This window comes from Amycolatopsis sp. cmx-4-61 (assembly GCF_046548775.1).
In the GTDB taxonomy this organism is placed as follows: domain Bacteria; phylum Actinomycetota; class Actinomycetes; order Mycobacteriales; family Pseudonocardiaceae; genus Amycolatopsis.
Genome location: NZ_JAEBEI010000001.1, coordinates 1,230,269 through 1,255,759, shown reverse-complemented (window position 1 = coordinate 1,255,759; position 25,491 = coordinate 1,230,269). Strand labels below are relative to the sequence as shown.

The window sequence follows — 25,491 nt, the reverse complement described above, 5'->3', positions numbered from 1 at the left end:
CCCCCGGACGGATCACGACGAAGGTAGGTTCCCCCCGTGAACGCTCGCGAAGGCTGCGGGCAACTGGGGGCATGCAGGTGATCCACGAGGATCCGGAGCTCTGGGGGCACGACCGGCCCGACCTGGGCGGACCCGAGCCCGGGCCGGCGTTCGGCCGGCTCTTCGACGTCCACGCCGCCCCGCTGCGGCGGTACCTGGCCCGGCGGGTCGGCACCGAACCGGCGAACGACCTCGTCGCCGAGACGTTCCTGGTCGCCCTGCGCCGCCGGGAGACCTACCGGCCCGAGCTGGGCACCGCGCGGTCGTGGCTCTACGGCATCGCCACCAACCTGCTGCGCCACCACGTGCGGTCCGAACTGCGCGGGCTGCAGGCCACCGCGCGGCTGGCGCGGACCGGCGAAGCGAGCCACGCGGGGCACGACGGCCGCGTCGCCGAGCAGGTCGACGCCCAGGTGCGCGCCGCGCAACTGGCCGGTGCGCTCGCCCGGCTCAGCCCGGCCGACCGCGACACGCTGCTGCTCGTGTCGTGGGCCGGACTGGAGCCGGCCGAGGTCGCCGAGGCCCTCGGGATCCCGCCCGGTACCGTCCGGTCGCGGTTGCACCGGATCAGACGCTGGCTCAGGACGAACGCCCCGGCCCCGGAGGAGGTGCAGGACCTTGCGTGAAGACAACGTCCGGAAGATCTGGTCCGAAGCCGAACTCGACTCGGCGCTGGCGGACTTGAACAGCGACTTCGAGGAGGACGACGGGCTCGCCTTCGCCCGCGCGTCCCTGCTCGCGGCGGCCGGCGTCGAAGAAGCGCCGCCCGCCGGGCCGCGCCGGAGCGGGGCGTGGCGGTGGCTCGCGGTGGCCGCGGCCGTCGTCACCCTGGTCGGCGGGCTCGGCGTCGCCACCGCCCTGTGGACGCCGGACCCGCCGGAGATCTCCCGGCCCGCCGTGCCGGTCGACCTCGACCGCCCGCTCGCGCCCGGCGAGTTCCGCTACGCGCAGAAGCTCGGCTGGGAGCTCCAGATCCGGTACCAGCAGGCGGTCTGGGTCCAGCAGAAGGTGGAGCTGTGGATCCCGGCCGATCCCGCCGGCGTCTGGCACCGGCGGACGATGTGGACGGGTGTCGTGCAGGGCCTCAGCCCGGCCGACGCCCAGCACGTCCAGGTGGACCTGCCACCCAAGGACGAGTTCGGCCCGGGCGGCGTGTTCCCCGGCGATTTGCCGGCGCCCGGCGCGAGCACGCCGCCCGGGAGGACGCCCCCGCAGCAGTGGCTGCAGCCCGACGCCGCGTTCGTGGCCTCGCTCGTCCCGGACCGGTCGAACCTGGCCACGCGGCTGAAGTACGACCCCCTCAACAACTTCTACAACGGCCGGGAGCACTCCGCCACCGAGGCGCTCACCATGGTGCGCAGCGTGCTGGAACTGGGACTGGCCCCCAAGAACGTCCGGTTCGCGCTGTCCGACGCCTTCGGCCGCGTCTCCGGCGGGTTCGTGGTGCCGGGGCACACCCCGGACGGCCGGCCCGCCAGCATCCTCGGCGCCAAGGACTCGGACCAGCGGCTGTACCTCGACCCGGCGACGGCTCGGCTGCTCGCCTGGGACGCGGGGCAGCCGGCCCCGGCGATCACCTCCACGCCGAACTCCACGCCCTCGCGGACGACGACGGAACGGCAGAAGCCGCAGCGGCGGCCCGGTGACCCGACGTCGGTGTACTCGTTCGCCATCACGCAGACGCCGGGGTGATCAACGGGCGTGGTTGGCGGCGTTCAGCGCGTCCGCGACGTTCGCCACCTCCAGGACCCGGATGCCGGCGGGCGGCTTGCCCGAGTCCGGCGGGACCAGGGCGTGCGTGAACCCGAGCCGGGCCGCCTCCGCCAGGCGGCGGCTCACGCTCGGCACGCGCCGGATCTCGCCGGCCAGCCCGACCTCGCCCACCGACACCAGCCGGGGCGACAGGGCCACGTCTTCGAACGAAGACGTCAGCGCCAGCACCAGCGCCAGGTCGATACCCGGTTCGGTGATCTTCATGCCGCCGACGGTGGCCGCGTAGACGTCCTTGTCGCCGAGCTTCAGCCCGCCGCGCTTCTCCAGCACCGCCAGCACCATCGCCACCCGCGCGGAGTCGAGGCCGCTCACCGCGCGCCGCGGCTGGGGCGCCGCCGTCGACGACACCAGCGCCTGCACCTCGCCCAGGAGGGGCCGCTTGCCCTCCAGCGAGACGGTGATGGCCGTGCCCGACACCGGCTCGGCCGTGTGGCTCATGAACAGCCCCGACGGGTCCGGCACCCCGACGATGCCTTCTTCCTGCAGCTCGAAGCAGCCGATCTCGTCGGCCGCGCCGAAGCGGTTCTTGATGCCGCGGACCATGCGCAGCGTCGAGTGCTTGTCGCCCTCGAACTGCAGCACGACGTCCACCAGGTGCTCCAGCACGCGCGGGCCGGCCACCGAGCCGTCCTTCGTGACGTGCCCCACCAGCACCACCGGCAGCCCGCGCTCCTTGGCCAGCGCGACCAGCCCGGACGTCACCGCGCGCACCTGTGTCACCCCGCCGGGCGACCCGTCGACCTGCGGCGACGCCATGGTCTGCACCGAGTCGACGATCAACACGCCCGGCTTGACGTCGTCGACGTGCCCGAGGATGGCCGAAAGGTCGCTTTCGGCGGCCAGGTACATCCGGTCGTGGACGTTGCCCGTCCGCTCCGCGCGCAACCGGACCTGCCCCGCGGACTCCTCGCCCGTGACGTACAGGGAGCGGTCGACCGTCTTCGCCCACTGGTAGGCGACCTCGAGCAGCAGGGTCGACTTGCCGACGCCCGGTTCACCGGCGAGCAGCACCACGGCGCCTGGCACCAGGCCACCGCCGAGCACCCGGTCGAGTTCCGGCACCCCGGTGCGGCGGGCGCGCGCGGCTTCGACGTCGACCTCGCCGATCGGCCGCGCGGGTGCACTGGGCGCCCCCGCCGCGACGCGCTGGATGGCCGGCTTGACCGGCGCCCCGCGCTCCTCGAACGAGCCCCATTCCTGGCACTCCGGACACCGGCCCAGCCACTTGGCCGCTTCGTACCCGCAGCTCCCGCAGCGGTAGGTGGTCCCCTTCTTCACCCCGCGAGGCTATCGGCGACCACCGACAAAACCGGGGACCTACTCCTTGACGTGCGCCGGAGCCGCCACCGGCAGCTCGACCGTGACCGGCCCGGCGTTCTGGAAGACGAAGGTGACCTTGATGACCTGACCCGGCCAAAGCGGCTGCTTCAGCGCCGCCAGCGTCACGGTGGCCTGGCCGACCTTCTCGGGCGCGGTCGGCGTCGCGGCCGGGCCGGACGACGGGACCTCGGAGGTGGCCGTCGCCGTCAGGTGGCCCGGGCTGTTGCTCGCCGAGCTGCTGCCGGGCGGGGTGGCGCTGGACGGGGCACTCGACGGGGCACTCGACGACGAGGTCGGCGCGGTCGGCGCGGTCGGCGCGCCCGAGGACGTGGGCTGCACCTCGTTCGTGGACTCGGCGGCGGCGTCGGGACCGATCACCAGTGAGTGCGCCGCGACGACGGTCTTCGAGCCGTCGATGGTCGCCTGCCCGCCACCTTCGGTGGTCACCGAAACGAGGGAGTCGTCCTGGGCGCCCCGGTTCACGATCGTCAGGGTCAGTGCGGGGGTCGCGCCGGCCGCGTAGCCCGGTCCGGACGTCGGGTACTGGACGGCGGCGTTGCGCAGGTCGATGTTCTTGACCTGGGCGTGCGTCCCGTTGACCGCGGCCTGCTGCGTCGAGGTCTGGGTGATCTGGCCTGCCCCGCACCCGGCGAGCGCGAGCGCGGCACCGAGCGCCAGCACGCCCGCACCGAGCACGCGACGATTCTGCAGCCTCACGTCGCAGTCCTTCCCTTTTCAACGGCCTCGTCGCCCCGAAGACTAGCCGGGGTCGATCTCCGCCGCGGAACGGGTGTGCGTTGCCGGGACCCGGCGACCAAGATCAACCGTCCACAAAGGAATTCCCAGCCTGTGACGAAACGCTTCCCCGCTACCTGCGTGAGCACGGGGGTCCGACGTTTGTCAACCCCCGGCCAGGCCGCTGACCTGCGAGGACGAGTCCGGCCCGCTAGGTGGGCACTGGCGGCCCGTGCTAGGATGGAGTCAGCGAAAGGGGCAGAGGACACATGGTTTTCAAGGTCGGAGAGACCGTCGTCTACCCGCACCACGGTGCCGCACTCATCGAAGCCATCGAGACCCGCGTGATCAAGGGCGAGGAAAAGAAGTACCTCGTCCTCAAGGTCGCGCAAGGGGATCTCACGGTTCGCGTGCCCGCAGACAACGCCGAAATCGTCGGCGTCCGCGATGTCGTCGGGCAAGAAGGACTGGACAAGGTCTTCGACGTTCTGCGTGCTCCGCACACCGAGGAGCCCACCAACTGGTCTCGTCGGTACAAGGCCAACCTCGAGAAGCTCGCCTCCGGCGACGTGAACAAGGTGGCCGAAGTGGTGCGCGACCTCTGGCGGCGAGAGAAGGACCGCGGACTTTCAGCCGGTGAGAAGCGCATGCTGGCGAAGGCGCGGCAAATTCTGGTCAGCGAGCTCGCGCTCGCGGAGGGCACCGACGAGGACAAGGCTGAGGTCCTCCTCGACGAAGTTCTGGAAACCGCGACGGTCTGAGCCCAAGGCGTCCTGCCCGACGGGCGGGTGGGTGCCTCTACGATCGCGTACCGATGAACGTCGTCGCGATCGTGACCGTCGCACATCATGCCTCCGACGGAGAGTCCGCTCTCACGCCGGTCCATGGTGAGGCGCTACTCACGCACACCGTGCGGGGGCTGCTCGGCGTACCGGAGATCGATCTGGTGCTCGTGGCGGCCCCCCAGCGGTGTGCGTCGTCGTTTTCCGAGGCGGTCGGCGGCCTCGGCTGCCGGGTCGTGCCCGGCTCGCTCCGGCAGGCCTTCGCCGCCGTCGAGCCCGAACTTTCCCGTGACTCAGTTGTACTCCTCCACGACGCGCTGCGTGCCTTAATTCCTGCGCAAACGGTGAGTGATGTGATCGGCGCGGTCCGCGACGGCTCGCCGGTGGTGGTCCCGGTGCTGCCGATGGCCGACACCGTGAAGGTGACCGACGCGGCTTCGCTGATCGTCGGCACGGAGGACCGCACGCGGCTGCGCACGCTCCAGACGCCGGTCGGCTACGCGCTGGAAGCGTTCCGGCCGGACCTCGCACCCACCGGCGCGGCGACGGTCCCGGGCCACCCGGACGCGATGCGCGTGACCAGCGAGTTCGAACTGTCACTGGCCGAGGCGATCGCGGCGGCACCGAAGAACGAGGAGACGCTGTGAGGATCGGCAACGGGGTCGACGTCCACCCGGTCGAGCCGGGCCGCGAGTGCTGGATGGCGGGCCTGCAGTGGCCGGGCGTGGACGGCTGCGCGGGCCACTCGGACGGCGACGTCGCAGCTCACGCCCTGTGCGACGCCCTGTTGTCGGCGGCCGGCCTCGGCGACCTGGGCGCGGTGTTCGGCACGGGCGACCCCCGCATGGACGGCGCCCACGGCACGGACATGCTGGCCGAGGTCAGGGCCCTGATCGAGGCGGCGGGCTGGCGGGTGGGGAACGCCACGGTCCAGATCGTGGGCAACGCGCCCCGGGTGGGCAAGCGGCGCGAGGAGGCCCAGAAGGTGCTGTCGGAAGCGGTGGGCGGCCCGGTGAGCGTGTCGGGCACGACGTCGGACGGCTTGGGGCTGACGGGGCGCGGGGAGGGCATCGCCGCCTTCGCGACCGCCCTGCTGCTGGCGGCGGAGTAGATCCCGCCTCTGTGGCGAGTATCGCACCCGGCACGCGGTCCCGTGCCGCGGCGACCAGGCTGCCGAGTTGTCCACAGGCCGCCGCGAATGTGGACAGGCCCGGCGCAGGATGTGAGCTTTCCCGCTTTTTGTCAGACCGGCCCGATACGCTGGAGCGGGGCCGGTCCCCCGGAGAGGGTGGGGGTCTGTTCCGGGGCGGCGATCGGCGGCCGATGCCCAGCCACAAGCACCTCGCCCAGGACCCGCCGCCCGAGGGGGCCGATGTCCAGCGGGTGGTCGTGCGCCCGAAAACCGAGCACATCGCCGGGAACGTCAAATAGGGTCCAGACCATGACCGCGACCTTCAACGAAGCCACCAAGGCCCTGCTCGACGGCACGAACTACCCCGTCGTCGCCACCACCAACGCCGACGGCTCGCCGCAGAGCTCCGTCGTCTGGGCGCGCCGGGACGGCGACACCGTGGTCTTCGCCACCGTGCAGGGCCGGCGCAAGGAGCGCAACATCCGGCGCGACCCGCGGGTGTCCGTCTCCGTCTTCGACCTGGCCGATCCGGAGAACTACGTCGAGATCCGCGGGCGCGCCGAGGTCACCGTCGAAGGCGGCCGCGAGCTGATCGACGAGCTCTCCCACAAGTACGTCGGCCAGGACTTCCCGCCCGAGCCGGCCGACGTCGTGCGCGTGCTCGTGCGCGTGGTCCCCGAACACATCACAGGGCATTCGGCCTGAGGGTCCCGTTAGGCTGAAACCCATGACGATCAGTGCGGTGTTGTTCGACTTTTCCGGCACGTTGTTCCGGCTCGAGCAGGACGAGTCGTGGCTCACCGAGCTGACCGACCACCGCGGCGACCCGCTCGACATCGAGGCGCAGGCCGAGCTCATGCGCCGGATGACCGCCCCGGTCGGGCAGGTCGTCGAGCTCGACGCCGAGCACGTGCACGCCTGGCACCACCGGGACCGCGACCCCGCGCTGCACCGGAAGGTGTACCTCGAGGTGCTCAAGAAGTCCGGCGTCCCGCACGCCGACCAGGCGAAGGCGCTGTACGACCGGCTCATCGACCCCAGCCAGTGGACCCCGTACCCGGACACCGAAGCCGCGCTGAAGGCCGCCGCCGAGCGGGGCCTCAAGGTCGGGGTGCTCAGCAACATCGCCTTCGACATCCGGCCGGCCTTCACCGCGCGCGGGTGGGACGCCTACGTCGACGAGTTCGTGCTGTCCTTCGAGGTCGGGGCCATCAAGCCGGAGCTGGAGATCTTCCGCAAGGCCGTCGGCGCGCTCGGTGTCCCGGCCACCGAGACGCTGATGGTCGGCGACAGCGAGGAAGCCGACGGCGGCGCCCGTGCGCTCGGCTGCGAGTTCGCGCTGGTCGACCCGCTGCCCACGGCCGACCGGCCGGACGCCCTGCTCACGGCGTTGCGCGCGCACGGCGTGGGCTGAGGGCCTGCGACGTCGCTCACGCCCGACCCCGTACCCTTCGAGGGTGGCCCTTCACCTTTTCGACACAGCGACCCGGAGCGTACGGGAGTTCCACCCCGTCCGTAGCGGAACGGCGTCGATCTACGTGTGTGGGGCCACCGTGCAGGGCGTGCCGCACATCGGGCACGTCCGCGGTGTCCTGAACTACGACGTCCTGCGCCGCTGGCTCGTCCACAGTGGACTGGACGTGCTGCTGGTCCGCAACGTCACGGACATCGACGACAAGATCCTCACGAAGGCCGCCGAGCACGAGCGGCCCTGGTGGGAGTGGGGCGCGACGCACGAGCGCGCCTTCGAGACCGCGTACGAGCAGCTCGGCTGCCTGCCGCCGTCGATCAACCCGCGCGCGACCGGGCACGTCACCCAGATGGTCGAGCTGATGGAACGCCTCATCGAGCGCGGCCACGGCTACGTCGCGGACGGCGACGTCTACTTCTCGGTGAAGTCGTTCGACGAGTACGGCAAGCTCTCCGGCCAGGTCCTGGAGGACGTCCAGCAGGGTGAGACGCCGACCCGCGGCAAGCGCGACCCGCGCGACTTCACCATGTGGAAGAGCGCGAAGCCGGGCGAGCCGTCGTGGCCCACACCGTGGGGGCACGGCCGGCCGGGCTGGCACCTGGAGTGCTCGGCGATGGCGACGGCGTACCTCGGCGCGGAGTTCGACATCCACGGCGGCGGCATCGACCTGGTGTTCCCGCACCACGAGAACGAGCGCGCCCAGTCCAACGCGGCCGGCGACGCGTTCGCGCGGTTCTGGCTGCACAACGCCTGGGTGACCATGTCCGGCGAGAAGATGTCGAAGTCGCTCGGCAACACCGTGTCGATCCCGGCGATGCTGGAGCGCTACCGGGCGCCGGAGCTGCGGTACTACCTGGTCCAGCCGCACTACCGGTCGACCATCGAGTACTCCGACGCCGCGGTCTCCGAGGCCGCGCAGGGCTACCGGCGGATCGAAACGTTCCTGCGCCGCGCCGCGCAGTCGGGAGAGGTCGTGCTGGGCACGATCCCCGAAGCGTTCGCGAACGCGCTCGACGACGACCTCGCCACCCCGCAGGCGCTCGCCGTGGTCCACACCACGGTCCGGGACGGTAACGCCGCCCTCGACGCGGGCGACACCTCCAAGGCACTCGGATTCGCCGCGGCCGTCCGCGCGATGACCGACGTGCTCGGCCTCGACCCGCTGTCCGCGCGCTGGTCCGAGGCGGGCGGCTCCGAAACGCCCACCAAAGAAGCGCTGGCCCGGATCGTCGAAGGGCTGCTGGCCGAGCGCCAGCAGGCCCGCGCCGAGAAGGACTTCGCCCGCGCGGACGCCGCCCGTGACCGCCTCTCCCAGGCGGGCATCGTGGTGGAGGACACCCCCAACGGTCCTCAGTGGACTGTGAAGTCCGACTGATCTCGTTAGACAGCAAGGAACTTTCACCATGGCAGGCAACTCGCGGCGCCAGGGCGCGATCCGCAAGACGGGCACCAAGAAGGGTGCCGTCGTCGGCTCGGGCGGTCAGCGCCGCAAGGCCCTCGAAGGCAAGGGCCCGACCCCGAAGGCGGAGGACCGCCCCGGGCACAAGGCCTACCGCCAGGCGAACGCCCAGACCAAGCGCGACCAGGCCCGGCAGAAGAAGGCCGACAAGCCGGAGCTGATCGCCGGGCGCAACCCGGTGGTCGAGGCGCTGCGCGCCGGCGTCCCGGCGACGGCGCTGTACGTCGCGCTGAACATCGAGATCGACGACCGCGTCAACGACGCCGTCCGGCTGGCCGGCGACAAGGGCATCTCGATCCTGGAGATCCCGCGCGAGGAGCTGGACCGCAAGACCAACCGGGCCGTGCACCAGGGCCTGGGCCTGCAGGTCCCGCCGTTCGAGTACGCCCACCCGGACGACCTGATGGCGGTGGCCCGCAACTCGGGCGAGGTCCCGCTGTTCGTCGCGCTCGACGGCGTCACCGACCCGCGCAACCTGGGCGCGGTGATCCGGTCGGCGGCCGCCTTCGGCGCGCACGGCGTCCTGCTGCCGGAGCGGCGCAGCGCGGGCATGACGGCGGTGGCGTGGCGGACGAGCGCCGGCACGGCGGCGAAGCTGCCGATCGCGGTGGCGACGAACCTGACCCGTCAGCTCAAGGCGTGGGCGAACGACGGCCTGATGCTGGTCGGCCTGGACGCCGACGGCTCGGTGGACATCGACGAGCTGGAGCTGGCGGCCGACCCGCTGGTCATCGTGCTGGGCTCGGAGGGCCGCGGCCTGTCCCGCCTGGTGCGCGAGACGTGCGACGCGACGGTGTCGATCCCGATGGCGGCGGGCGTCGAGTCGCTGAACGCGTCCGTGGCGGCGGGGGTGCTCCTCGCGGAAGTGGCGCGGCGCCGCCGTGCCGCCGGGCGGGTCTGACACCGCCACCCAGTCGGGTTAAGGTCCCCTCGGACCAGATCGAGGGGACCCGATGTCGTTCGTTTCGCCGCTCTTCCTGTGGTACTTCATGCCGGCGGTGCTCATCGCCGTGCTGGTGTGCCCGCGGACGTGGCGCAACGGCATCATCGCGGTCGGCAGCCTGCTGTTCTACACGATCGGCGCCGGCGCGTTCGTGTTCCTGCTGTTGGGCTGCATGGTCGTCAACTTCCTGGCCGGGCCGCTGCTGGCCCCGAGCCCGTGGGACGTCCACGGCGTCCGGCGCCGGCGCATCCTCATCGCGGTGGTGTCGCTCGACGTCGCGGTGCTGCTGATCTGGAAGTACGCGGGGTTCGCGACGCAGCAGATCGCGGCGGTGGCGCACTGGTTCGGCGGCAGCGTGCCGGTCGCGAGCCTGGTCGTGCCGATCGGCATCTCGTTCTACACGTTCCACCACATCTCCTACGTGGTGGACATCTACCGCGGTGAGCGCCAAGCGCTGCGCAACCCGGTGTCGTTCGCGGCGTACATCGCGATGTTCCCGCAGCTGGTGGCGGGCCCGATCGTGCGCTACCGGGAGATCGCCGACCAGCTTCCCCAGCTGAGGTCCCACCGCCTCGACGACATAGCGGCGGGCTTCCCCCGGTTCGCGCTGGGCCTGTGCAAGAAGACGATCATCGCGGACTCCCTGAGCCCGCTGGTCGAGGCATGCTTCAAGGTGCCATCGGACCAGATGACGTTCGCGACGGCGTGGCTCGGCGCGATCGGCTACACGCTCCAGCTGTTCTTCGACTTCTCCGGCTATTCGGACATGGCGATCGGCCTGGGCCGGATGCTGGGCTTCCGGCTGCCGGAGAACTTCGCCCGGCCGTACTCGTCGGTGACGATCACGGAGTTCTGGCGCCGCTGGCACATGAGCCTGAGCCGCTGGTTCCGCGACTACGTGTACATCCCCCTGGGCGGCAACCGCCGGGGAGCGGCGAAGACGTACCGCAACCTGTGCACAGTGTTCGTGCTGACGGGTTTCTGGCACGGAGCGCAGTGGACGTTCCTGGTGTGGGGCTGCTACCACGGAGCGCTGCTGGTGATCGAGCGCCGCTTCGCGCTGGACCTGGACCCACCCCAGCCCTGGAAGCGCCACCTCCGCCGGGCGCTGACGATGCTCCTGGTGGTGTTCGGCTGGGTGTTCTTCAGGTCCCCGGACCTGGGCCACGCGCTGTCGATGCTCGGCCACATGCTGATCCCCGACTTCGACGGCCTCGGCTCGGGGGTCGAGCAGGCGTTCACGAACCAGCGCCTGGTCCTGCTGCTGGCGGCACTGGCGGTGTTCCTGCTCCCGGCCCACCCGGTGACCGGCCCCCTGCTGGAGTCGTCCCGAAGCCGCCCGGCAACGGCGTTGCGCATCGGCGTGATGACGGTGGGGCTGCTGTACGCGGCCATCCTGATCGCCACGGGAACGTTCAGCCCCTTTTTGTACTACCAGTTCTGAGCAACGGCCCCGAGGAACGCGAGAACGTGACCGACCTGTCCAGCACCCCGGGCGTGATCCCGTACGTGGACCACCACAACGGCCCGCGCCGCCTCCTCACCGTGGAAATCCCCCACCTCGGCCACACGGTCCGCGCCTACGCCCCCATCGCGAGCGTCGACGGCCGCCAGTACATCGTCACCTGGGGTTCGGTCTCCTTCGAGATCCCGGCCGACCGCAACGTCCACGTGAGCGTCCACCTCCAGACGAACAGCGGCCACGACCACACGATCACCCCGTTCGCCTCGATCGTCCTGTCACCGCACCCCGCGCCGGTGCGCCTGGTCGCCCAGTTCGCGCCCAGCCAGCGGCCCGAGGGTGTCCTCGTTCCCGTCGGCTGACTCCGCCGCAGCGATCCGGTCTCGTGGTCGCTCTCGACCGGGTTCGCTCACCCGTTCAGTATGCTCAACCCGCTCACCCGAACGGCTCAACCGTGAAAGCCTGGCCCCGTGCTGACCACGCGGTACCTCTTCCTCACCCGCCACGGTGAAGCGGGTCCGGACGGGAGACTCACCGAAGCCGGCCAGCGGCAAGCCATCCTGCTCGGGCTGCGCCTGCGCGACGTCCCCGTCACCTCGATCCACCACGGTCCCCTCCCGCGCGCCGCCGAGACCGCCCAGCTCATCGCCGCGCAGCTGCCCGGTGTGCCCACCTACGTCGACGAATCGGCCGGCGACTTCGTCCCCTACCTGCCGATGCGGGAGGAGCTCCCCGAGACCTCCGGCGACCTCCTGCTCGCCTTCGCCCGCCAGTTCCCGCCCGCCGACGAAGAGCTCGCCGCCGAGGCCGAACGGCGGTTCAGCGGGCCCGTGCCGGGGTCCGAGCCGCGCTATCAGGTGCTCGTCACGCACAACTTCCTCGTCGGGTGGCTCGTGCGCGCCGCGCAGGACGCGCCGCCGTGGCGGTGGCTCACCTTCAGCCACGCCAACGCCGGGCTCACCGTTGTCCGGTACTCGCCGGGACGGCCCGCCGCGCTGCTGACCTACAACGACCTCAGCCACCTGCCCGCCGAGCTGCGCTGGACCGGCTTCCCACCGGATTTCTACATTCCGTAATCGACGAACGCGGAGCGTTGCGACGCCGGAAAACCGGTCTCGCCCGAATGGCCGTACCTGTCAGGATGCGTGGATGAACTCCGGCCCAACGCCCACCTCCGATCGGCTGAGCGACTACCTCGTCGCCGACGCCGTCGTCGATCACCGGCACCCGTCGATCCGCGCGCTGGCCGACGCCTGGCGCCGCGACGGCGGGGATCCCGTGGCGGGTGCGAAAACCGCGTTCCTCTTCGTGCGGGACGAGGTCGAACACGTCATGGACGCCGGTGATCCGCGGGTCACCTGGCGGGCGTCGGACGTTCTGCGCGAGCGCGTCGGCATCTGCCACGCGAAGGCGCACCTGCTCGCTGCTTTGCTGCGGGCGCAAGGGATTCCCGCCGGGTTCTGCTACCAGGAACTCTCCGCGCTGCACGGGCTGAATGCCGTGTACCTGCACGGCAAGTGGTCGCGGCTGGACGCCCGCGGCAACCGCACGGGCGCCGGCGGGGAGTTTTCGCTCGACGCGGAGAAACCGGCCTGGCCGGTCGACCCGGCCCGCGGCGAACGCGATCACCCGGAGATCCATCCCGCGCCGGCCCCGGTCGTCGTGGATTTCCTGATGACGGCCGAGCCGGGCCCCGGCTGGTACGAAAAGGGGCTGCCGCGCACACTTTGATCATGGTTTTCCGGTATTTTCGTAAAACCGGTGGACCCGGTGAATTATTGCCGAGAGTGACGTCTGTCCGTCAGTCCTGTCCCCCGAACTTCTTATTTCGCACACCCTGCGAGGCGCGTAAAGTGACTCCCCGCGCTCGAACAGACACTTTACGCGTTCGTCCGTTCGGGTGGTTCGAGGGAGGTGAAGCACGTGGCCGCGGCTGGCGGACGCCTCCGCCGTACCCCACTGCAGGAGATCTTCTGGACCAGGACGAGCCTGCTCCTCACGGTGCTCGTCGTGGTCGCCGGCCTGAGCCTGTGGATCGCCGGTCTGATGGACCCCGGCACCGGGAAGAACCTGGTGACGTCGCTGGGCACCGGCACGCTGATCTCCGCGATCGTCGGGTTCGGCCAGACCTTGATCACCGCCAGCGCCTCGCAGCAGGCGCTCGTGACCCCGGTGATCGAGGAAAGCCGGCGCGCGCTGGAGGACCTGAGCGCCGAATACCGCGCGCTGAATAAGGAGTTCTTCCCCACCGACGTGTTCGAGGCGACGACCGATCCCGACCCCGCGTTCAACCGCGCGCTGATGGCCGACCTCGACGCGACCCGGCAGTACTTCTTCCGCGGCTTCTCCGGGCGGCACGCGGCCGCCCGCCTCCTGCTTTCCCGCACCGAACGGGAACTGCGGGCCGTCATCGCGGATCCGCGCGACGCGAACTCGATCAGCGGGCGCGCCCGCTACCTGTTGCGCCGTGAGGCCGCCGACGTCGACTACGAGCAGATCCAGACCCGGCTCGAAGAAGAGATCCGGATCGGGCTCGTCGGCCTCTTCCTGGCGCGCAGCCGGTGCGCGTCGGTCGACATCACCGTGGTCGCCGACCCGCCGCTGGACCGGCTCGAACTGTTCGACGACAGCGTCTGGGTGTCGCTCTACAGCGACGTCCGCGGCGCCACGAAGCTGTACCCGCGATCTCTGCGGTTCACCGAAGGTTCCTTCCTGTACAACATGGAACGCGCCGAATTCCTGCGCGTCTCGCAGTCCCGGACCGGCCGCCACTTCCGCATCACGTCCGCGACGACGCGGACGGATTTCCTGGCGCTGTTCGAGAAGATCACCGGATCCCCGTTGTCCGAGGAGCAGTTCCGCGAACTGGAGGGCAAGTTCCACGCCTTCCGCGCGGAGTTCTCCGCAGTCGCCGAGCTAGGGAGCTGACCTTGCTCACCCGCCTGTCCCCCCTTTCCGAACTGGCCACCCGCCTGCGCACGGCCGGTTTCCCGCTCGCCGCGGACTGGCGCGCGGTCGACGGCTGGTTCCGGCCGTGGGCCGCCCAGCCCGGCCTGCGGGAGGAACTGCGCACGCAGCTGCGCGCCCTGTCGGCCGCGCAGGCCACCAAAGTCCTGCGCTCGTCCCGGGAAACGACCACCCACTTCGCCTGGTGCCTGCTCGATTCGCCGTGCGACCCGTTTTCCTTCTGGCTGCACGAATACAAGGCGCAGCAGGACTGGCGGGAAGGGTACGCGGATTCCGTGCACAACCACAGGTACCACTTCTGCACCACGATCCTCCGTGGTGACTACCTGCACGAAAGGTACGAGACGACGATCGACGCCGGCACCGGGCTGATCTCGTCCGCGCGGCTGCGCCGCCGGACGCGGTGCGCGGCAGGGGCCTGCGCCACCATGCTGGCCGACGAATTCCACCGGATCCCCGAAGCGGGCACCGGCACGATGACTTTCCTCGTTAAATCACGCCCGGTGAGCAGTTTCAGCCTGTCTTTCGACCCGGCCAGCGGAATCGGGCATCGTCACGTTCCGGTGGAGGTCCGATTGGGGGACTTGGCCGACCGCATCTAGCTACACACCGGCGTCAGCGGCGCTTACCATTACTCCACCCGTCTGAACACCACGGCCGGGATGGGAGAGGTGTATGCGCACGCAGGAAAGCACGATCGACCACGTGATCGTCGACGCCGTTGAGAACCGGGTCCACCGGCTCTGCCGGCAGTACGCCGATCGGCTGCAGTTCCACGGCTGGCACCACGTGAGTTTCGTCCGCGCGAAGGCGGTCGGTTTCGCCCGGCACAACGGGGCCGACGAAGCGGTGGTGGAAACGGCCGCGCTGGTGCACGACGTCAACTACCTGGTGCTCCGGAACTCCCCCGCCGCGGCGGGGAGCGGTCTGCGGCGGGAAATCCTCGCCGAGTGCGGCGTTCCGGCGCGGATCGCGCAGTGGATCGACGAAATCGTCGACGAGGCGGAAATGGCCACGCGTGGCCGCGACATTTCGCTGGAAGCGCAGGCGTTGAGCGACGCGGACACGTTGTTCAAGGCGCTGCCGGTGACGCCGGTGGTGCTGGCGCACCGGTACCTGCGCGAGAACGGCCTGAGCCTGCGCGAGCTGGCGGACAAGATCGTCGGCGAGCAGTGCGACGTCCACGACGAGGGGTACTACTTCTACAACCCCGAGGCGGCGGCGACGTACTCGCGCTGGGCGACGGCGAACCTGCAGCTGTGGCAGTGCATCAAGGAGGCGGTCGACGACCCGACGGTGGTCGAGCTGCTGGACGCGGTCGCGTCCTAGCCCTGCCCGTAGCCGCGAAGCCGCTCGACGACGTTGGCGACCTCGGGCGGCGGCAGCAGGCTGGGCCGGCCGGCGCTCTGCGCGAGCAGCCACACGCGGCAGGCCCATTCGAGCTGCTGGGCGCGGTGGTAGGCGGCCTCGAGGCCGTCGCCGTAGGTGAGGGTGCCGTGGTTGGCCATGAGGCAGCCGCGGCGCCCTTCGAGGGCTTCCAGCACGGCGGCGGCGAGCTCCGGCGTGCCATAGGTGGCGTAGCGCGCGACGCGCACGGAGGGCCCGATGGTGGCGACGATGTAGTGGATCGGCGGAACTTCCCGAACGAGCGTCGAGACGGCGGTGGCGTGCGGCGAGTGCGTGTGCACGACGGCGGTCACGGGCTCCCCGTCCGGGTCACGAACGTCCCAGTACACGGACAGGTGAACCGGCAGTTCACTGGTCGGCTTGAGCGAGCCGTCGACAACCTGCCCGCCGAGATCGACGACGGGGATGTCGGCGGGGGTGAGACTCGAGTAGGCGACCCCCGTAGGGGTGACGGCAACGAGGTCCCCACCCCGCACGGAGACGTTGCCGGAGGTACCGACGACAAGGCCATCCCCCACCATCCGGCGCGCGTAGGCGCAGACTGCGGCCCGCTCGGTCTCGAGGATCATGCACAGGTCCCATCTCGTGGGTGATCGGCAACTGCTGTGCAGATTGCCAGCCACCCCCGAGTGTCGGCCACCTCCCCGACCGGGGGATCTTCGGGAGCAGTGCACCGACCGGGTCAGGACAAGCGGCGCGCCGAAACGGCACGCTGAAGCAGGACCGGCGCCCCCACCCGGACCTCCCCCCGCCACCCCGATACGAAGCCGGAAACACGGGCGGTGGCGCCGGGTCAAGGCACAAGGGCGGCCCCCACCCTCTCCGGGGGGCGTCCCCTGTCCCAGCGTATCGGGAGTGGGCTGCACAAAAGGGTGACGGCGGAAATCTGTGGACAACCCAACCCGATGTGGATAACTACGCCTTCGCCGAAGCAGGAGGAGCAGCAGGAGCGGCAGGACCAGCCGGGGACTTCGGCCCCGGGGCCGGCTTGCGGTCACCGTTCGCCGGAGCGGCTTCCTTCGCGCCCGAAGCACCGGCCTTCTCCGAAGGAGCAGCGGGAGCGTCCCCCTCAACCGGCGCCAGCAGCCTCATCGCCTCCTTGACCGCCTCATCCGTCGCCGCGATCCGCTCGGCCACCTTCGACCTCAACTCGAACGCCAGCTTCCGCGCCTGATCAGCCGCGGCCTGCTGCGACCGGGCCGACTCCAGCGCCGCTTCCGTCTCGGCCTTCTTGCGGGCGAATTCCTCCTCGAACGCCTTCTTCCGCGCCGCCAGCTCCTCCGCGGCCTTGCGGTCCGCTTCCTCCCGCACCGCCGCCGCTGCCGCCTCCGCCGCCGCGTCCGCTTCCTTGCGGGCGCGCTCGGCCGCCGCTGCCTGCTCGACCCGCTTCGCGCCCGCCGCCGCGTTCAGCTTCTCGATCTCGGCCCTCGCCTCCGACAGCAGCCGCGCGCGGTCCTCCTCCGCGTCCTTCGCCAGCTTGTCGGCCGTGCGGCGGGTCTCGTGCGCGTACTTGTCCGCCTGGTCGCGGGTCGATGCCGCGTCGGCCTCGGCCGCCGACCGCAGGTCCGCGATCTCCTCCTCGGCGAGCTGCATCATCATCCGGACGCGCTCGGCCATCGCGCCCGCGCCGGACGGGCTCGAGCTCATCCGCGCCAGCGCGGCCTTCGTCTCGGCCAGCTCCTTCTGCGCGTACGCGAGGGCCTTCGTGAGGTCCGCGGACGTCGCGACGGCTTCGTCGCGGCTGCGGGACGTCTCGCGCAGGTCCTTGTTCAGCTCGGCGAGGCGTTCGTCGACCTGACGCTGGTTGTAGCCGCGGACACCCACGGCGAACTGGGCGGTCTTCGGGGCGGACGGGGGCTTCTCAGGCGCGACCATCGGGCCACCTTAATGAGCAGGGGTCCGTGAAGACGTACCGCCAAACGGATGCATCACGATTTCGGCAACCCCCCGTGACGCATGGCATTCCGCGCTGGTGGAGGCCCGAGCCGCTAACGTTCGCCGCGTGGACTTCGGCGCGCACTGGCAGGTGTACGTCAGCATGCCGTTCATCGCGGCCCTCATCGGCTACGTCACCAAGCGCGTCGCCATCGAGATGATGTTCCGGCCCCTGGAGTTCGTCGGCGTCAAGCCGTTCGGCTGGCAGGGCGTCCTGCCGGCGAACGCCGAACGCATGGCGGCCACCGCCACCGAAATGCTGACCACCAACCTCGTCGACCCGAAGGAGATCTTCGCCCGGCTCGACCCGGCGGAGGTGGCGAAGGAGATCGAGGAGCCGCTGCTGCGGGTCGTCGAGGACGTCACCCGCGAGGTGATGGAGACCTACCAGCCGCGGCTGTGGGAGGTCCTGCCGAACAGCGCCCAGCAGCTGCTGCTCAAGCGCGTCCAGGCCGAGGCGCCGAAGGCGATCACCAAGATCATGCGGGAGATCGCCGGCGACATCGAGGACGTCCTCGACCTCAAGCACATGGTCGTGACCAACCTCGTTCGCGACAAAGCCCTGCTCAACCGCCTGATCCGGGACATCTCGCGGCCCGAAATGCGGTTCATCGCCCGGTCCGGCGTCGCCTTCGGGTTCGTCCTCGGCTGCGTGCAGCTCGTCGTGTGGGCACTGACGAAGTCGCCGATCGTGCTGCCGCTGTTCGGCCTGGGCATCGGCTGGTTCACCGACTGGCTCGCCCTCAAGATGATCTTCCTGCCCCGCGAACCGCGCCGGTTCTTCGGCCTCTGCACCTGGCAGGGCATCTTCCAGAAACGCCGCGACCAGGTGGCCGCCGACTACGGCGACATGATCGCGCGCGAGATCATCACCATCCCCAACCTCCTGGAAGCGGTGCTGCGCGGCCCGAAGTCGGACCGGCTGTTCGCGATGATCACCCGCGAGGTGCAGAAGACGATCGACGCGCAGGCGAGCGTCGTCAAGCCGTTCGTCGCCATGGCCGTCGGCACGAGACGGTTCCAGGAGATGAAGCAGACGGCGGCGGCGAAGGCCGCGGAGCGCGTCCCGGAGACGATCCGGTACGCCGAGGACTACGCGGTCAACGCCCTCGACGTGCGCAACACGATCGTGGACCGGATGAAGCAGCTGAGCGCGCTGGAGTTCGAGCAGCTGCTGCGGCCGGCGTTCCGCCAGGACGAGTGGAAACTCATCGCCGTCGGCGCGGTGATCGGCGGGCTCGTCGGTGAGCTGCAGGTGCTCGCCCTGCTCGGATAGCCGGTACGGTTTCGATCTCGGGATCGCGAGGAGGCCGGAATGGACACTGTCCTGCACGACCTCGCCCTGCACTGGCCGCTGTATGCGGCAATGCCGTTCATCGCCGCGCTGATCGGGTACGTGACCAAGCGCGTCGCCATCGAGATGATGTTCCGGCCGCTGGAGTTCGTCGGGATCCCGCCGCTGCTCGGCTGGCAGGGTGTCGTGCCGAAGCACGGCGGCCGGATGGCCGCGGTCGCGACCGAGCTGCTGACGGCCAACCTGCTCGACCTCCGCGAAGTACTCGACCGGATCGACCCGGTGATCATCACCAGCGAGCTGGAGCAGCCGCTGCTGCGCGCGGTCGACCACACCGCGCGCGAGGTGCTGGCCGAGCACCACCCGCGGCTGTGGGAGATCCTCCCGACGCTGGCGCAGGAGATGCTGATCAAGCAGGTCCAGGCGGCGGCGCCACGGCTGGTGCGGGAGTTCCTCGACGACGTCCGGGAGAACCTCGAGGACGTCCTCGACGTCCAGCACATGACGGTCCAGCGCCTGACGCGGGACAAGAAGCTGCTGGTCCGGCTGATCCGCGAAACGTCCCGCCCGGAGATGGCGTTCATCGCCCGGATGGGAATCTACTTCGGGTTCGGCCTGGGTCTGGTGCAGACGCTCGTGTGGGCGGTCACGCGCGAGCCGTGGATCCTGCCGGTCTTCGGCGGGGTCATCGGCCTGTGCACCGACTGGCTGGCGATCAAGCTGATCTTCGTCCCCCGCGAGCCGGTGCGCGTGGGCCGGGTGATCTTCCAGGGCAAGTTCCAGCGCCGCCGGGCCGAGGTGGCGCGGCAGTACGGCGAACTGATCGCCAAGGAAGTCCTGACCGTCCAGAACCTGCTGGACGCGATCCTGCGCGGCCCCCGGGCCGACCGGCTGGCGGCCTTGGTGGAGAACCTGGTGTCGGAAACGGTCGACACGCAGATGCCACTGGCCTGGACGGTGGGCGGCACGCGCCTGCGCGAGATGAAGCAGGCCGCGGCCCGGAAGGCCCTGGAGCAGCTGCCGGTTACCGCCCGCTACGCCGAGGGGTACCTCACCGAGGCGATGGACGTGGCGAAGGTGATCGAGCAGCGGATGCTGGCGCTGACCCCGCTCGAGTTCGAGGGCCTGCTGCGGCCGGCGTTCCGCCAGGACGAGTGGAAGCTCATCGCGGTCGGCGGGGTGATCGGGTTCGTGGTCGGTGAGCTGCAGGTCCTGCTGATGCTCGGCTGACAAGCGCCCCCGATGTGGCCTTGGGGCGCCTGGGTCAGGCCGCCGCGACCAGGTCCGGGGCCGGGTCCACCGAGCGGACCCGGCTCCGGCGGTCGCGCTGCCAGGCGAGCACGCGGCAGACCACGTAGATCAGGAACGAAATCGCCGTCACGAAGGCGCTCACCGGCAGCCCCGGCGCCAGGGACAGCACGATCCCGCCGATCGCCGCCACCTCGGCGAACACCACCGACAGCACCGTCGCCTTCCAGGGGGACGCCGTCACGCGGGCCGCGGCCGCGGCGGGCGTCACCATCAGCGCCACCACCAGCAGCGACCCGACGACCTTCACGCTCAACGCCGTCGAGACGCCCACCAGCAACGCGAACACCACCGTCAGCGTCTTCACCGGGACCCCGCGCGCCACGGCCACGTTCCGGTCCACCGAAGCGAACAGCAACGGCCGGTACACCAGCGCCAGCACCGCCAGCACCACCACCGACGACACCACGAACAACGTCAGGTTCGTCGAATCGATCGTGATGATCTGGCCGGTGAGGATCCCGAACTTGTTCCCGGACCGTCCCTTGTAGAAGGACAGGAACAGCACGCCCATGCCCAGTCCGAAGGACAGGATCACGCCGATCACCGAGTCGCGGTCGGCGTCGCGGGCACCCAGGATGCCCAGCAGGAGCGCCGCCACCACCGCGCCGATCAGCGCGCCGTACTCGACGCCGATCCCGAGCAGCAGGGCCGCCGCGCCGCCGGTGAAGGCCAGCTCGGACGTCCCGTGCACCGCGAACGACATCCGCCGCATCACGATCAGCGGACCCAGCACGCCCGCCACCAGGCCGAGGATCGCGGCCGCCAGCAGCGCCGTCCGGACGCCGTCGAGCTCGGTGATCAGCTCCCAGGTCTTGCCGAAGTCGAACAGGTTCAAGACTCAGCCCACTTGCTCTTCGACGTCGTGTTCGTGGTGGTGCGGCTCCGCCTCGCACAACGCGCTCTGCGCGCCCGCGATGTGGATCTGGCCGCCGACCTTGAGCACCTCGACGCGGGTCCCGTACAGCTGCGACAGCGTCCCGGTCGTCATGACCTCGTCCGGCTTGCCGATCCGGAACTGGCCGTTGACCAGGTACAACACCCGGTCGACGAAGGGCAGCACCGGGTTGATCTCGTGGGTCACGAACAGCACCGCCGTGCCCGCCGTGCGCCGCCGCCGGTCGATCAGCTCGCTGATCGCGCGCTGGTGGGCCAGGTCGAGCGACAGCAGCGGCTCGTCGCAGAGCAGCACCTCGGGGTCGCCGACCAGGGCCTGCGCCACCCGCAGCCGCTGCTGCTCACCGCCGGACAACCGGCCGACGGGCTGCTTCGCGTACCGGGTCGCGCCCACGGCTTCGACCGCTTCGGCCACCAGGCGGCGCCGGGCCGCCATGCCGAACAGGCCGGGACCCCAGCGGTGCCCGTCGAGACCGAGCCCGACCAGGTCGACGCCGCGCAGCGTCAGCGACTCGTCGATCGCGCGCTGCTGCGGGATGTAGCCGATCTTGCGGTTCGCGCCGCCCGGACGGCCGCCGGCGATCTCGACCGAGCCCGCCGACAGGTCCTGCATGCCGAGCAGCGCCTTGAGGAAGCTGCTCTTGCCGGAGCCGTTGGGGCCGAGCACGGCGAGGAACTCGCCCGGCTCGACGACGAGGTCCAGCCCGGACCAGAGGGTGCGGGTGCCGAACGCCAGGCCCGCCCCGCGGACCCGGACCGCGGGACGTAAGTCGTCGGATACGAGCGCCATGGCTACTTCAACGCCCCAGCCAGCTCGTCGACTTCCCCGGTCATCCAGCCAATGTAGTCCGTCACACCCGCGGGGAGCGTTTCGGTCACGCCGACCACGCCGATCCCCGCTTCCTTCGCCTGCTTGACGACGTCCTGGGTCAGCGGCGTCACCGTCTGCTCGTTGTCGATCAGCGCCTTCACCTGCTTGGTGGCCAGGAGCTGCTTGTAGGCGCTGACGGCGTCGGCCGGGACGTCGGTGTCGTTCTCCACCGCGTCCGAGAACGCCTTGGGCGTCGCGTCGGTGATCTTCGCGCCGGTCAGCAGGTAGTGGGCGACCGGCTCGGTGACGACGACCTTCGTACCGGGGTGGGTGGTGCCGAGTTCTTCCAGCCGTTTCTCGAGCGTGCCGACCTTCGCCTTGAAGGCGGTCGCGTTGTCGGCGAACCGCTGCTTGGCCGCCGGCTTGAGCTCGCCCAACTGCGCGGCGAGCCGGTCGGCGACCTCGCCGACGCCCGGCAGGTCGTACCAGACGTGCTCGTTCTCGTCGCCGGTCGCGGCGATGTCGTAGGCGACGAGCTGCTTCGCGCTGCTCGCCTGCTCGGTGAGCTTGCCGAAGAACTCGTCGTACCCGCCGCCGTTGGACAGCAGCAGCTGCGCGCCCTTCGCCGCGAGGGCGTCGTCCGCGGTCGTCTCGTAGGAGTGCGGGTCGGCCGACGGGTCGTGGATGACCGACTTGACCTCGACGTCCTGGCCGCCGACGGCGGTCACGACACTGCCCCAGACATCGGTCGAGGCGACGACCTTCACCTTGCCGTCGCCGCCCTGCGCGCCGCCGTCGGAGGACGTCCCGCCGGAGCACGCGGTCAAGGCGAACACGGACAGGGCCGAAGCGGCGGCGAGCACGCTCCTGGTGCGGCGAGAACTCATCGAGGAACTCCTGGGTCGAACACAGACGCTAATGGAAACCGTTGTCAGATTCACCTTACCCCATCCGGATGACTTTCTGGCCATCAGATCCTGCTTTGGTGTATGCGTCTTCGCGCATGCGGATCGAGACATCGACCACGCGGGGTGTCTCTTCAGGAAACCGATCTGAACCGTTACGGTTTGCTGATGGGCCGTCCTATTCGCACCCGGAGGCAGGCGACACTGGCGTCGCTCGCGGCGGAGCTCGGTGTGTCCAGGACCACGGTGTCCAACGCCTACAACCGGCCGGACCAGCTGTCCCCGGAACTGCGCCGACGCGTCCTCGAGACCGCGCGGCGCCTCGGCTACCCCGGTCCCGACCCGGTCGCCCGCTCCCTGCGCACGCGCAAGGCGGGCGCGGTCGGCCTGCTGCTCACCGAGAACCTCTCCTACGCCTTCCGCGACCCCGCCGCCGTCGGTGTCCTCGAAGGACTGGCGCTGGCCTGCGAAGACGCCGGCGTCGGCCTGCACCTGGTGCCCGCCAGCCCCGGCCGCGAAGACGTCGCCGCGGTGCACCGCGCGGGTGTCGACGGCTTCGTCGTCTACTCCGTGCCGGACGACGACCCGCACCTGGCCGCCGTGCTCGAGCGGCCGGTGCCGACGGTGATCATCGACCAGCCGAGCCTCGAAGGCATCGACCGCGTCGGCCCGGACGACGCCGCCGCGGTCGGCAAGATCGCCGAGCACCTGGTGACGCTGGGCCACCGACAGGTCGGCGTGATCTGCATGCGGCTGGCCCGCGAGCGCAACGACGACTTCGTGTCGGCGACCCGGCAGAGCGGCGCGCACTTCCACGTCCAGCGCACCCGGCTGGAGGCGCTGGCCGCCGCGTTCTCGGCGGCGGGCGTCGACTGGGCCGGCGTCCCGGTGGTCGAGCGCTTCGACCACACGGTGGACGACGGCGCGTCCGCGGCCCGGCAGCTGCTGGACGCGTACCCGCAGATCACGGCGGTGATCTGCACTTCGGACATCCTCGCGCTCGGCGCCATGGCCGAGGCCGAGCGGCGCGGGCTGCGGGTGCCGCAGGACCTGACGGTGACCGGCTTCGACGGCATCGCCGAAGCCGAGCGCATCGGCCTCACCACGGTCCACCAGCCGGTGCTGGAAAAGGGCAAAACGGCCGGGCGGCTGCTGCTCAGCTCGGGCGAGCGGAGCGCGCCGAAGGTGATCACCCTGCCGACCGAGCTGCGCGTCGGCCGGACGTCGGCACCGCCGCGGACCGTCGAGGAGCCCTGGTTCGGGGGCTGAGCTGGTGACATTGCTCTTAACGCATTGCCCAGCCGGGTAGTCACCCGGTCAAATGGAGTGGCAAGCCCGCGCCGCGGGGCCACTGGCCGGAAGGTGACCGATGACCTCGATCGACGTACTGCTCAAGCGCAACCAAGAGCTCGGCGAGGTGACGCCGGGTGACCGGTCGTCCCCGAAGCCCTCGCTGCAGGTGGCCGTCCTGACCTGCATGGACGCCCGGATCCGCGTCTTCGAGCTGTTCGGTCTGCTGCAAGGCGAGTCGCACGTCCTCCGCAACGCGGGTGGCGTGGTGACCGACGACATGATCCGCTCGCTGGCCCTGTCGCAGCGCAAGCTCGGCACCCGCGAGGTGCTGATCGTGCAGCACACCGAGTGCGGCCTTTCGATGGTCACCGAGGACGACTTCAAGGACGAGCTCGAGGAAGCCACCGGGCTGCGCCCGACGTGGGCGGTCGAGGCGTTCCGCAACGTCGAGAACAGCGTCCGGACGTCGGTGGAGCGCGTCCGGCGGAGCGCGTACCTGCCGCACACGGACAACGTCCGCGGCTTCGTCTACGACGTTAAGACCGGAAAGCTCACCGAGGTCAAATAGCAGCCGCTAACCTCCGGATGTTGTGAACATCCGAATGGGAGCGACATGCGTATTCTCTTCGCCGGCCTGGCGTCGGCCGGGCACACGTACCCGATGGTCCCGCTCGCGGTCGCGGCGCGGGACGTCGGGCACGAGGTGCACTTCGCCGCCGGCGAACACGTCCACGCGGCCCTGCGCCGGTTCGGCCTGAACCCGTTCCGGCCGGCGGACTCGTTCTACGAGATCTACGCCGAGGACCTCGAACCGGACCTGGAGCGGCTGCGGCCGGACCTGGTCGTGCACGGGTGGGGCGTCCCCGAGGTGGCCGTGGCCGCGCGGCGCGCCGGGATCCCGGCGCTCTGGCACGGGTTCGGCCGGATGATCCCCGACGGCATCGGGTTCGACCGCCCCTCCGGCGGCGTGCACCTCGACATCTGCCCGCCGTCCCTGCAGGACACGGACTTCGTCGCGAGCGCCGCGCGCATTCCGTTGCGGCCCGTGGCCTTCGCCGAGCCCGGCGACTTCCGGCGGCCGCTGATCTACCTGACCCTCGGCACCGCCTTCGGCACCCCGAGGGTGCTCGAGACGGCGATCGAGGGCCTGGTCACGCTCGGCACGCACGTCGTGGTGGCCACCGGCGGGGTGCCCCTCGGGCCGCAGCCGGCCCACGTGACCGCCCAGGCCTGGGTACCGCAGGCAGTGGCGATCGCGCACGCCGACCTGGTCGTGCACCACGGCGGCAGCGGCACCACGCTGGGCGCGCTCGCCGCCGGCGTTCCGCAGCTCGTCCTGCCGCAGGGCGCCGACCAGTTCGCCAACGCCGAAGCACTCCTCGCCGCGGGTGCCGCGGTGCGCCTCCTGCCCGGTGAACTGAGCGCCGAGGCCGTCGCCGAACAGGCCCGGAAGGCGGCCTCCTGCCGGGACGCCGCCCGGGCGATCGCCGGCGAGATCGCCGCCATGCCGTCGCCGGACGAGGTCGCTCGCGAGCTGCCGAAGCACGCGAAGTAGCCT

Annotated in this window: 28 protein-coding genes; 21 read left to right on the top strand and 7 right to left on the bottom strand. The window is 70.6% G+C overall.

All coding sequences use genetic code 11. The features are described 5' to 3' along the window. Positions 1 to 71: 71 nt before the first annotated feature. Together ACLJOU_RS06205 and ACLJOU_RS06200 are read left to right on the top strand one after the other, a co-directional pair. Positions 72 to 665, top strand: a complete 594-nt coding sequence (locus tag ACLJOU_RS06205; RefSeq protein ID WP_410563977.1) for an RNA polymerase sigma factor — start codon at positions 72 to 74, stop codon at positions 663 to 665. Next, entirely contained in the window at positions 658 to 1,731 is a 1,074-nt protein-coding gene (locus ACLJOU_RS06200) for a hypothetical protein (protein ID WP_410563975.1), read from the top strand. Before ACLJOU_RS06205 ends, ACLJOU_RS06200 begins: the two co-directional genes overlap by 8 nt. Here the strand turns inward: ACLJOU_RS06200 and radA are convergent, their stop codons facing one another. Together radA and ACLJOU_RS06190 are read right to left on the bottom strand one after the other, a co-directional pair. After that, on the bottom strand, positions 1,732 to 3,090 hold the full coding sequence (gene radA / locus ACLJOU_RS06195; protein ID WP_410563973.1) for a DNA repair protein RadA: 1,359 nt from the start codon (positions 3,088 to 3,090) through the stop codon (positions 1,732 to 1,734). A 39-nt stretch (positions 3,091 to 3,129) separates the two neighbouring features. After that, positions 3,130 to 3,849 carry a hypothetical protein gene (locus ACLJOU_RS06190; RefSeq protein ID WP_410563970.1) on the bottom strand — a complete coding sequence of 240 codons (720 nt, stop codon included), beginning with the start codon at positions 3,847 to 3,849 and terminating at the stop codon, positions 3,130 to 3,132. A gap of 287 nt (positions 3,850 to 4,136) precedes the next feature. On the opposite strand from ACLJOU_RS06190, the gene ACLJOU_RS06185 reads away from it, so the two are divergent. From ACLJOU_RS06185 to ACLJOU_RS06120, 14 genes are all read left to right on the top strand, one after another. Beyond that, on the top strand, positions 4,137 to 4,628 hold the full coding sequence (locus tag ACLJOU_RS06185; protein WP_004559016.1) for a CarD family transcriptional regulator: 492 nt from the start codon (positions 4,137 to 4,139) through the stop codon (positions 4,626 to 4,628). A 53-nt stretch (positions 4,629 to 4,681) separates the two neighbouring features. Further along, complete coding sequence (locus ACLJOU_RS06180) at positions 4,682 to 5,296, top strand: 2-C-methyl-D-erythritol 4-phosphate cytidylyltransferase (RefSeq protein WP_410563967.1); 615 nt, start codon at positions 4,682 to 4,684, stop codon at positions 5,294 to 5,296. Further along, positions 5,293 to 5,760, top strand: coding sequence for a 2-C-methyl-D-erythritol 2,4-cyclodiphosphate synthase (gene ispF, locus ACLJOU_RS06175; RefSeq protein ID WP_410563964.1), 468 nt, complete (start codon positions 5,293 to 5,295; stop codon positions 5,758 to 5,760). The genes ACLJOU_RS06180 and ispF overlap by 4 nt, the downstream gene beginning before the upstream one ends. A gap of 330 nt (positions 5,761 to 6,090) precedes the next feature. Continuing rightward, positions 6,091 to 6,486: a PPOX class F420-dependent oxidoreductase gene (locus tag ACLJOU_RS06170; RefSeq protein ID WP_410563962.1), complete on the top strand. Its 396-nt coding sequence runs from the start codon at positions 6,091 to 6,093 to the stop codon at positions 6,484 to 6,486. A gap of 22 nt (positions 6,487 to 6,508) precedes the next feature. Then, a complete protein-coding gene (locus tag ACLJOU_RS06165; protein WP_410563961.1) occupies positions 6,509 to 7,195 on the top strand; it encodes an HAD family hydrolase in 687 nt (228 codons plus the stop codon). 43 nt (positions 7,196 to 7,238) lie between these two features. Further along, entirely contained in the window at positions 7,239 to 8,627 is a 1,389-nt protein-coding gene (cysS, locus tag ACLJOU_RS06160; protein WP_410563960.1) for a cysteine--tRNA ligase, read from the top strand. A 28-nt stretch (positions 8,628 to 8,655) separates the two neighbouring features. Further along, a complete protein-coding gene (gene rlmB / locus ACLJOU_RS06155; RefSeq protein WP_086848935.1) occupies positions 8,656 to 9,612 on the top strand; it encodes a 23S rRNA (guanosine(2251)-2'-O)-methyltransferase RlmB in 957 nt (318 codons plus the stop codon). A gap of 52 nt (positions 9,613 to 9,664) precedes the next feature. Further along, positions 9,665 to 11,098: an MBOAT family O-acyltransferase gene (locus ACLJOU_RS06150; RefSeq protein WP_410563959.1), complete on the top strand. Its 1,434-nt coding sequence runs from the start codon at positions 9,665 to 9,667 to the stop codon at positions 11,096 to 11,098. A gap of 26 nt (positions 11,099 to 11,124) precedes the next feature. Next, positions 11,125 to 11,478 (top strand): hypothetical protein, encoded by a 354-nt coding sequence (locus ACLJOU_RS06145; RefSeq protein WP_410563958.1) that lies wholly within the window; start codon positions 11,125 to 11,127, stop codon positions 11,476 to 11,478. A gap of 108 nt (positions 11,479 to 11,586) precedes the next feature. Continuing rightward, a complete protein-coding gene (locus tag ACLJOU_RS06140; RefSeq protein ID WP_410563956.1) occupies positions 11,587 to 12,192 on the top strand; it encodes a histidine phosphatase family protein in 606 nt (201 codons plus the stop codon). 73 nt (positions 12,193 to 12,265) lie between these two features. Beyond that, the gene (locus tag ACLJOU_RS06135; protein WP_410563955.1) at positions 12,266 to 12,847 is read left to right on the top strand and encodes a transglutaminase-like domain-containing protein; all 582 of its coding nucleotides are present in this window, start codon (positions 12,266 to 12,268) and stop codon (positions 12,845 to 12,847) included. A gap of 183 nt (positions 12,848 to 13,030) precedes the next feature. Beyond that, a complete protein-coding gene (locus ACLJOU_RS06130) occupies positions 13,031 to 14,044 on the top strand; it encodes a hypothetical protein (RefSeq protein ID WP_410563953.1) in 1,014 nt (337 codons plus the stop codon). A 2-nt stretch (positions 14,045 to 14,046) separates the two neighbouring features. Continuing rightward, positions 14,047 to 14,685, top strand: a complete 639-nt coding sequence (locus tag ACLJOU_RS06125; RefSeq protein ID WP_410563950.1) for a hypothetical protein — start codon at positions 14,047 to 14,049, stop codon at positions 14,683 to 14,685. A gap of 73 nt (positions 14,686 to 14,758) precedes the next feature. Continuing rightward, on the top strand, positions 14,759 to 15,412 hold the full coding sequence (locus ACLJOU_RS06120; RefSeq protein ID WP_410563949.1) for an HD family phosphohydrolase: 654 nt from the start codon (positions 14,759 to 14,761) through the stop codon (positions 15,410 to 15,412). Here ACLJOU_RS06120 and ACLJOU_RS06115 read toward each other — a convergent pair. Both ACLJOU_RS06115 and ACLJOU_RS06110 read right to left on the bottom strand, forming a co-directional pair. Continuing rightward, on the bottom strand, positions 15,409 to 16,059 hold the full coding sequence (locus tag ACLJOU_RS06115; RefSeq protein WP_410563947.1) for a class II aldolase/adducin family protein: 651 nt from the start codon (positions 16,057 to 16,059) through the stop codon (positions 15,409 to 15,411). The two genes, ACLJOU_RS06120 and ACLJOU_RS06115, sit on opposite strands and share 4 nt — an antisense overlap. 346 nt (positions 16,060 to 16,405) lie before the next feature. After that, positions 16,406 to 17,365, bottom strand: coding sequence for a hypothetical protein (locus ACLJOU_RS06110; RefSeq protein WP_410563945.1), 960 nt, complete (start codon positions 17,363 to 17,365; stop codon positions 16,406 to 16,408). A gap of 163 nt (positions 17,366 to 17,528) precedes the next feature. Here ACLJOU_RS06110 and ACLJOU_RS06105 point away from each other — a divergent pair, with 163 nt between their 5' ends. Both ACLJOU_RS06105 and ACLJOU_RS06100 read left to right on the top strand, forming a co-directional pair. Next, positions 17,529 to 18,701, top strand: a complete 1,173-nt coding sequence (locus tag ACLJOU_RS06105) for a DUF445 domain-containing protein (protein WP_410564757.1) — start codon at positions 17,529 to 17,531, stop codon at positions 18,699 to 18,701. A gap of 39 nt (positions 18,702 to 18,740) precedes the next feature. Beyond that, positions 18,741 to 19,949 (top strand): DUF445 domain-containing protein, encoded by a 1,209-nt coding sequence (locus tag ACLJOU_RS06100; RefSeq protein ID WP_410563943.1) that lies wholly within the window; start codon positions 18,741 to 18,743, stop codon positions 19,947 to 19,949. 34 nt (positions 19,950 to 19,983) lie between these two features. Here the strand turns inward: ACLJOU_RS06100 and ACLJOU_RS06095 are convergent, their stop codons facing one another. From ACLJOU_RS06095 to ACLJOU_RS06085, 3 genes are read right to left on the bottom strand one after another with little or no spacing between them, the layout of a single operon-like run. Beyond that, on the bottom strand, positions 19,984 to 20,865 hold the full coding sequence (locus ACLJOU_RS06095) for a metal ABC transporter permease (RefSeq protein ID WP_410563940.1): 882 nt from the start codon (positions 20,863 to 20,865) through the stop codon (positions 19,984 to 19,986). Positions 20,866 to 20,868: 3 nt separating this feature from the next. Further along, positions 20,869 to 21,714 (bottom strand): metal ABC transporter ATP-binding protein, encoded by an 846-nt coding sequence (locus tag ACLJOU_RS06090; protein WP_410563938.1) that lies wholly within the window; start codon positions 21,712 to 21,714, stop codon positions 20,869 to 20,871. A 2-nt stretch (positions 21,715 to 21,716) separates the two neighbouring features. Further along, the gene (locus ACLJOU_RS06085; RefSeq protein ID WP_410563936.1) at positions 21,717 to 22,622 is read right to left on the bottom strand and encodes a metal ABC transporter solute-binding protein, Zn/Mn family; all 906 of its coding nucleotides are present in this window, start codon (positions 22,620 to 22,622) and stop codon (positions 21,717 to 21,719) included. 186 nt (positions 22,623 to 22,808) lie between these two features. Here ACLJOU_RS06085 and ACLJOU_RS06080 point away from each other — a divergent pair, with 186 nt between their 5' ends. The 3 genes from ACLJOU_RS06080 to ACLJOU_RS06070 all read left to right on the top strand — a co-directional run bounded on the left by ACLJOU_RS06080 (position 22,809) and on the right by ACLJOU_RS06070 (position 25,488). Continuing rightward, positions 22,809 to 23,909, top strand: a complete 1,101-nt coding sequence (locus ACLJOU_RS06080) for a LacI family DNA-binding transcriptional regulator (protein ID WP_410563935.1) — start codon at positions 22,809 to 22,811, stop codon at positions 23,907 to 23,909. Between the two features lie 100 nt (positions 23,910 to 24,009). Continuing rightward, positions 24,010 to 24,501 carry a beta-class carbonic anhydrase gene (locus tag ACLJOU_RS06075; protein ID WP_378200233.1) on the top strand — a complete coding sequence of 164 codons (492 nt, stop codon included), beginning with the start codon at positions 24,010 to 24,012 and terminating at the stop codon, positions 24,499 to 24,501. Between the two features lie 45 nt (positions 24,502 to 24,546). Continuing rightward, entirely contained in the window at positions 24,547 to 25,488 is a 942-nt protein-coding gene (locus ACLJOU_RS06070) for a glycosyltransferase (RefSeq protein ID WP_410563934.1), read from the top strand. The last annotated feature ends 3 nt before the right edge of the window (positions 25,489 to 25,491 follow it).

Bases quoted from the DNA above. Each gene is read 5' to 3' on its own strand.
- ACLJOU_RS06185 (WP_004559016.1), top strand. From the start codon at position 4,137: ATGGTTTTCAAGGTCGGAGAGACCGTCGTCTACCCGCACCACGGTGCC.
- ACLJOU_RS06205 (WP_410563977.1), top strand. From the start codon at position 72: ATGCAGGTGATCCACGAGGATCCGGAGCTCTGGGGGCACGACCGGCCC.
- ACLJOU_RS06085 (WP_410563936.1), bottom strand. From the start codon at position 22,622: ATGAGTTCTCGCCGCACCAGGAGCGTGCTCGCCGCCGCTTCGGCCCTG.
- ACLJOU_RS06090 (WP_410563938.1), bottom strand. From the start codon at position 21,714: ATGGCGCTCGTATCCGACGACTTACGTCCCGCGGTCCGGGTCCGCGGG.
- ACLJOU_RS06070 (WP_410563934.1), top strand. From the start codon at position 24,547: ATGCGTATTCTCTTCGCCGGCCTGGCGTCGGCCGGGCACACGTACCCG.
- ACLJOU_RS06120 (WP_410563949.1), top strand. From the start codon at position 14,759: ATGCGCACGCAGGAAAGCACGATCGACCACGTGATCGTCGACGCCGTT.
- ACLJOU_RS06135 (WP_410563955.1), top strand. From the start codon at position 12,266: ATGAACTCCGGCCCAACGCCCACCTCCGATCGGCTGAGCGACTACCTC.
- ACLJOU_RS06110 (WP_410563945.1), bottom strand. From the start codon at position 17,365: ATGGTCGCGCCTGAGAAGCCCCCGTCCGCCCCGAAGACCGCCCAGTTC.
- ACLJOU_RS06170 (WP_410563962.1), top strand. From the start codon at position 6,091: ATGACCGCGACCTTCAACGAAGCCACCAAGGCCCTGCTCGACGGCACG.
- ACLJOU_RS06150 (WP_410563959.1), top strand. From the start codon at position 9,665: ATGTCGTTCGTTTCGCCGCTCTTCCTGTGGTACTTCATGCCGGCGGTG.
- ACLJOU_RS06105 (WP_410564757.1), top strand. From the start codon at position 17,529: ATGCCGTTCATCGCGGCCCTCATCGGCTACGTCACCAAGCGCGTCGCC.
- ACLJOU_RS06075 (WP_378200233.1), top strand. From the start codon at position 24,010: ATGACCTCGATCGACGTACTGCTCAAGCGCAACCAAGAGCTCGGCGAG.
- ACLJOU_RS06115 (WP_410563947.1), bottom strand. From the start codon at position 16,059: ATGATCCTCGAGACCGAGCGGGCCGCAGTCTGCGCCTACGCGCGCCGG.
- rlmB (WP_086848935.1), top strand. From the start codon at position 8,656: ATGGCAGGCAACTCGCGGCGCCAGGGCGCGATCCGCAAGACGGGCACC.
- ACLJOU_RS06180 (WP_410563967.1), top strand. From the start codon at position 4,682: ATGAACGTCGTCGCGATCGTGACCGTCGCACATCATGCCTCCGACGGA.
- ACLJOU_RS06165 (WP_410563961.1), top strand. From the start codon at position 6,509: ATGACGATCAGTGCGGTGTTGTTCGACTTTTCCGGCACGTTGTTCCGG.
- ACLJOU_RS06100 (WP_410563943.1), top strand. From the start codon at position 18,741: ATGGACACTGTCCTGCACGACCTCGCCCTGCACTGGCCGCTGTATGCG.
- ACLJOU_RS06080 (WP_410563935.1), top strand. From the start codon at position 22,809: ATGGGCCGTCCTATTCGCACCCGGAGGCAGGCGACACTGGCGTCGCTC.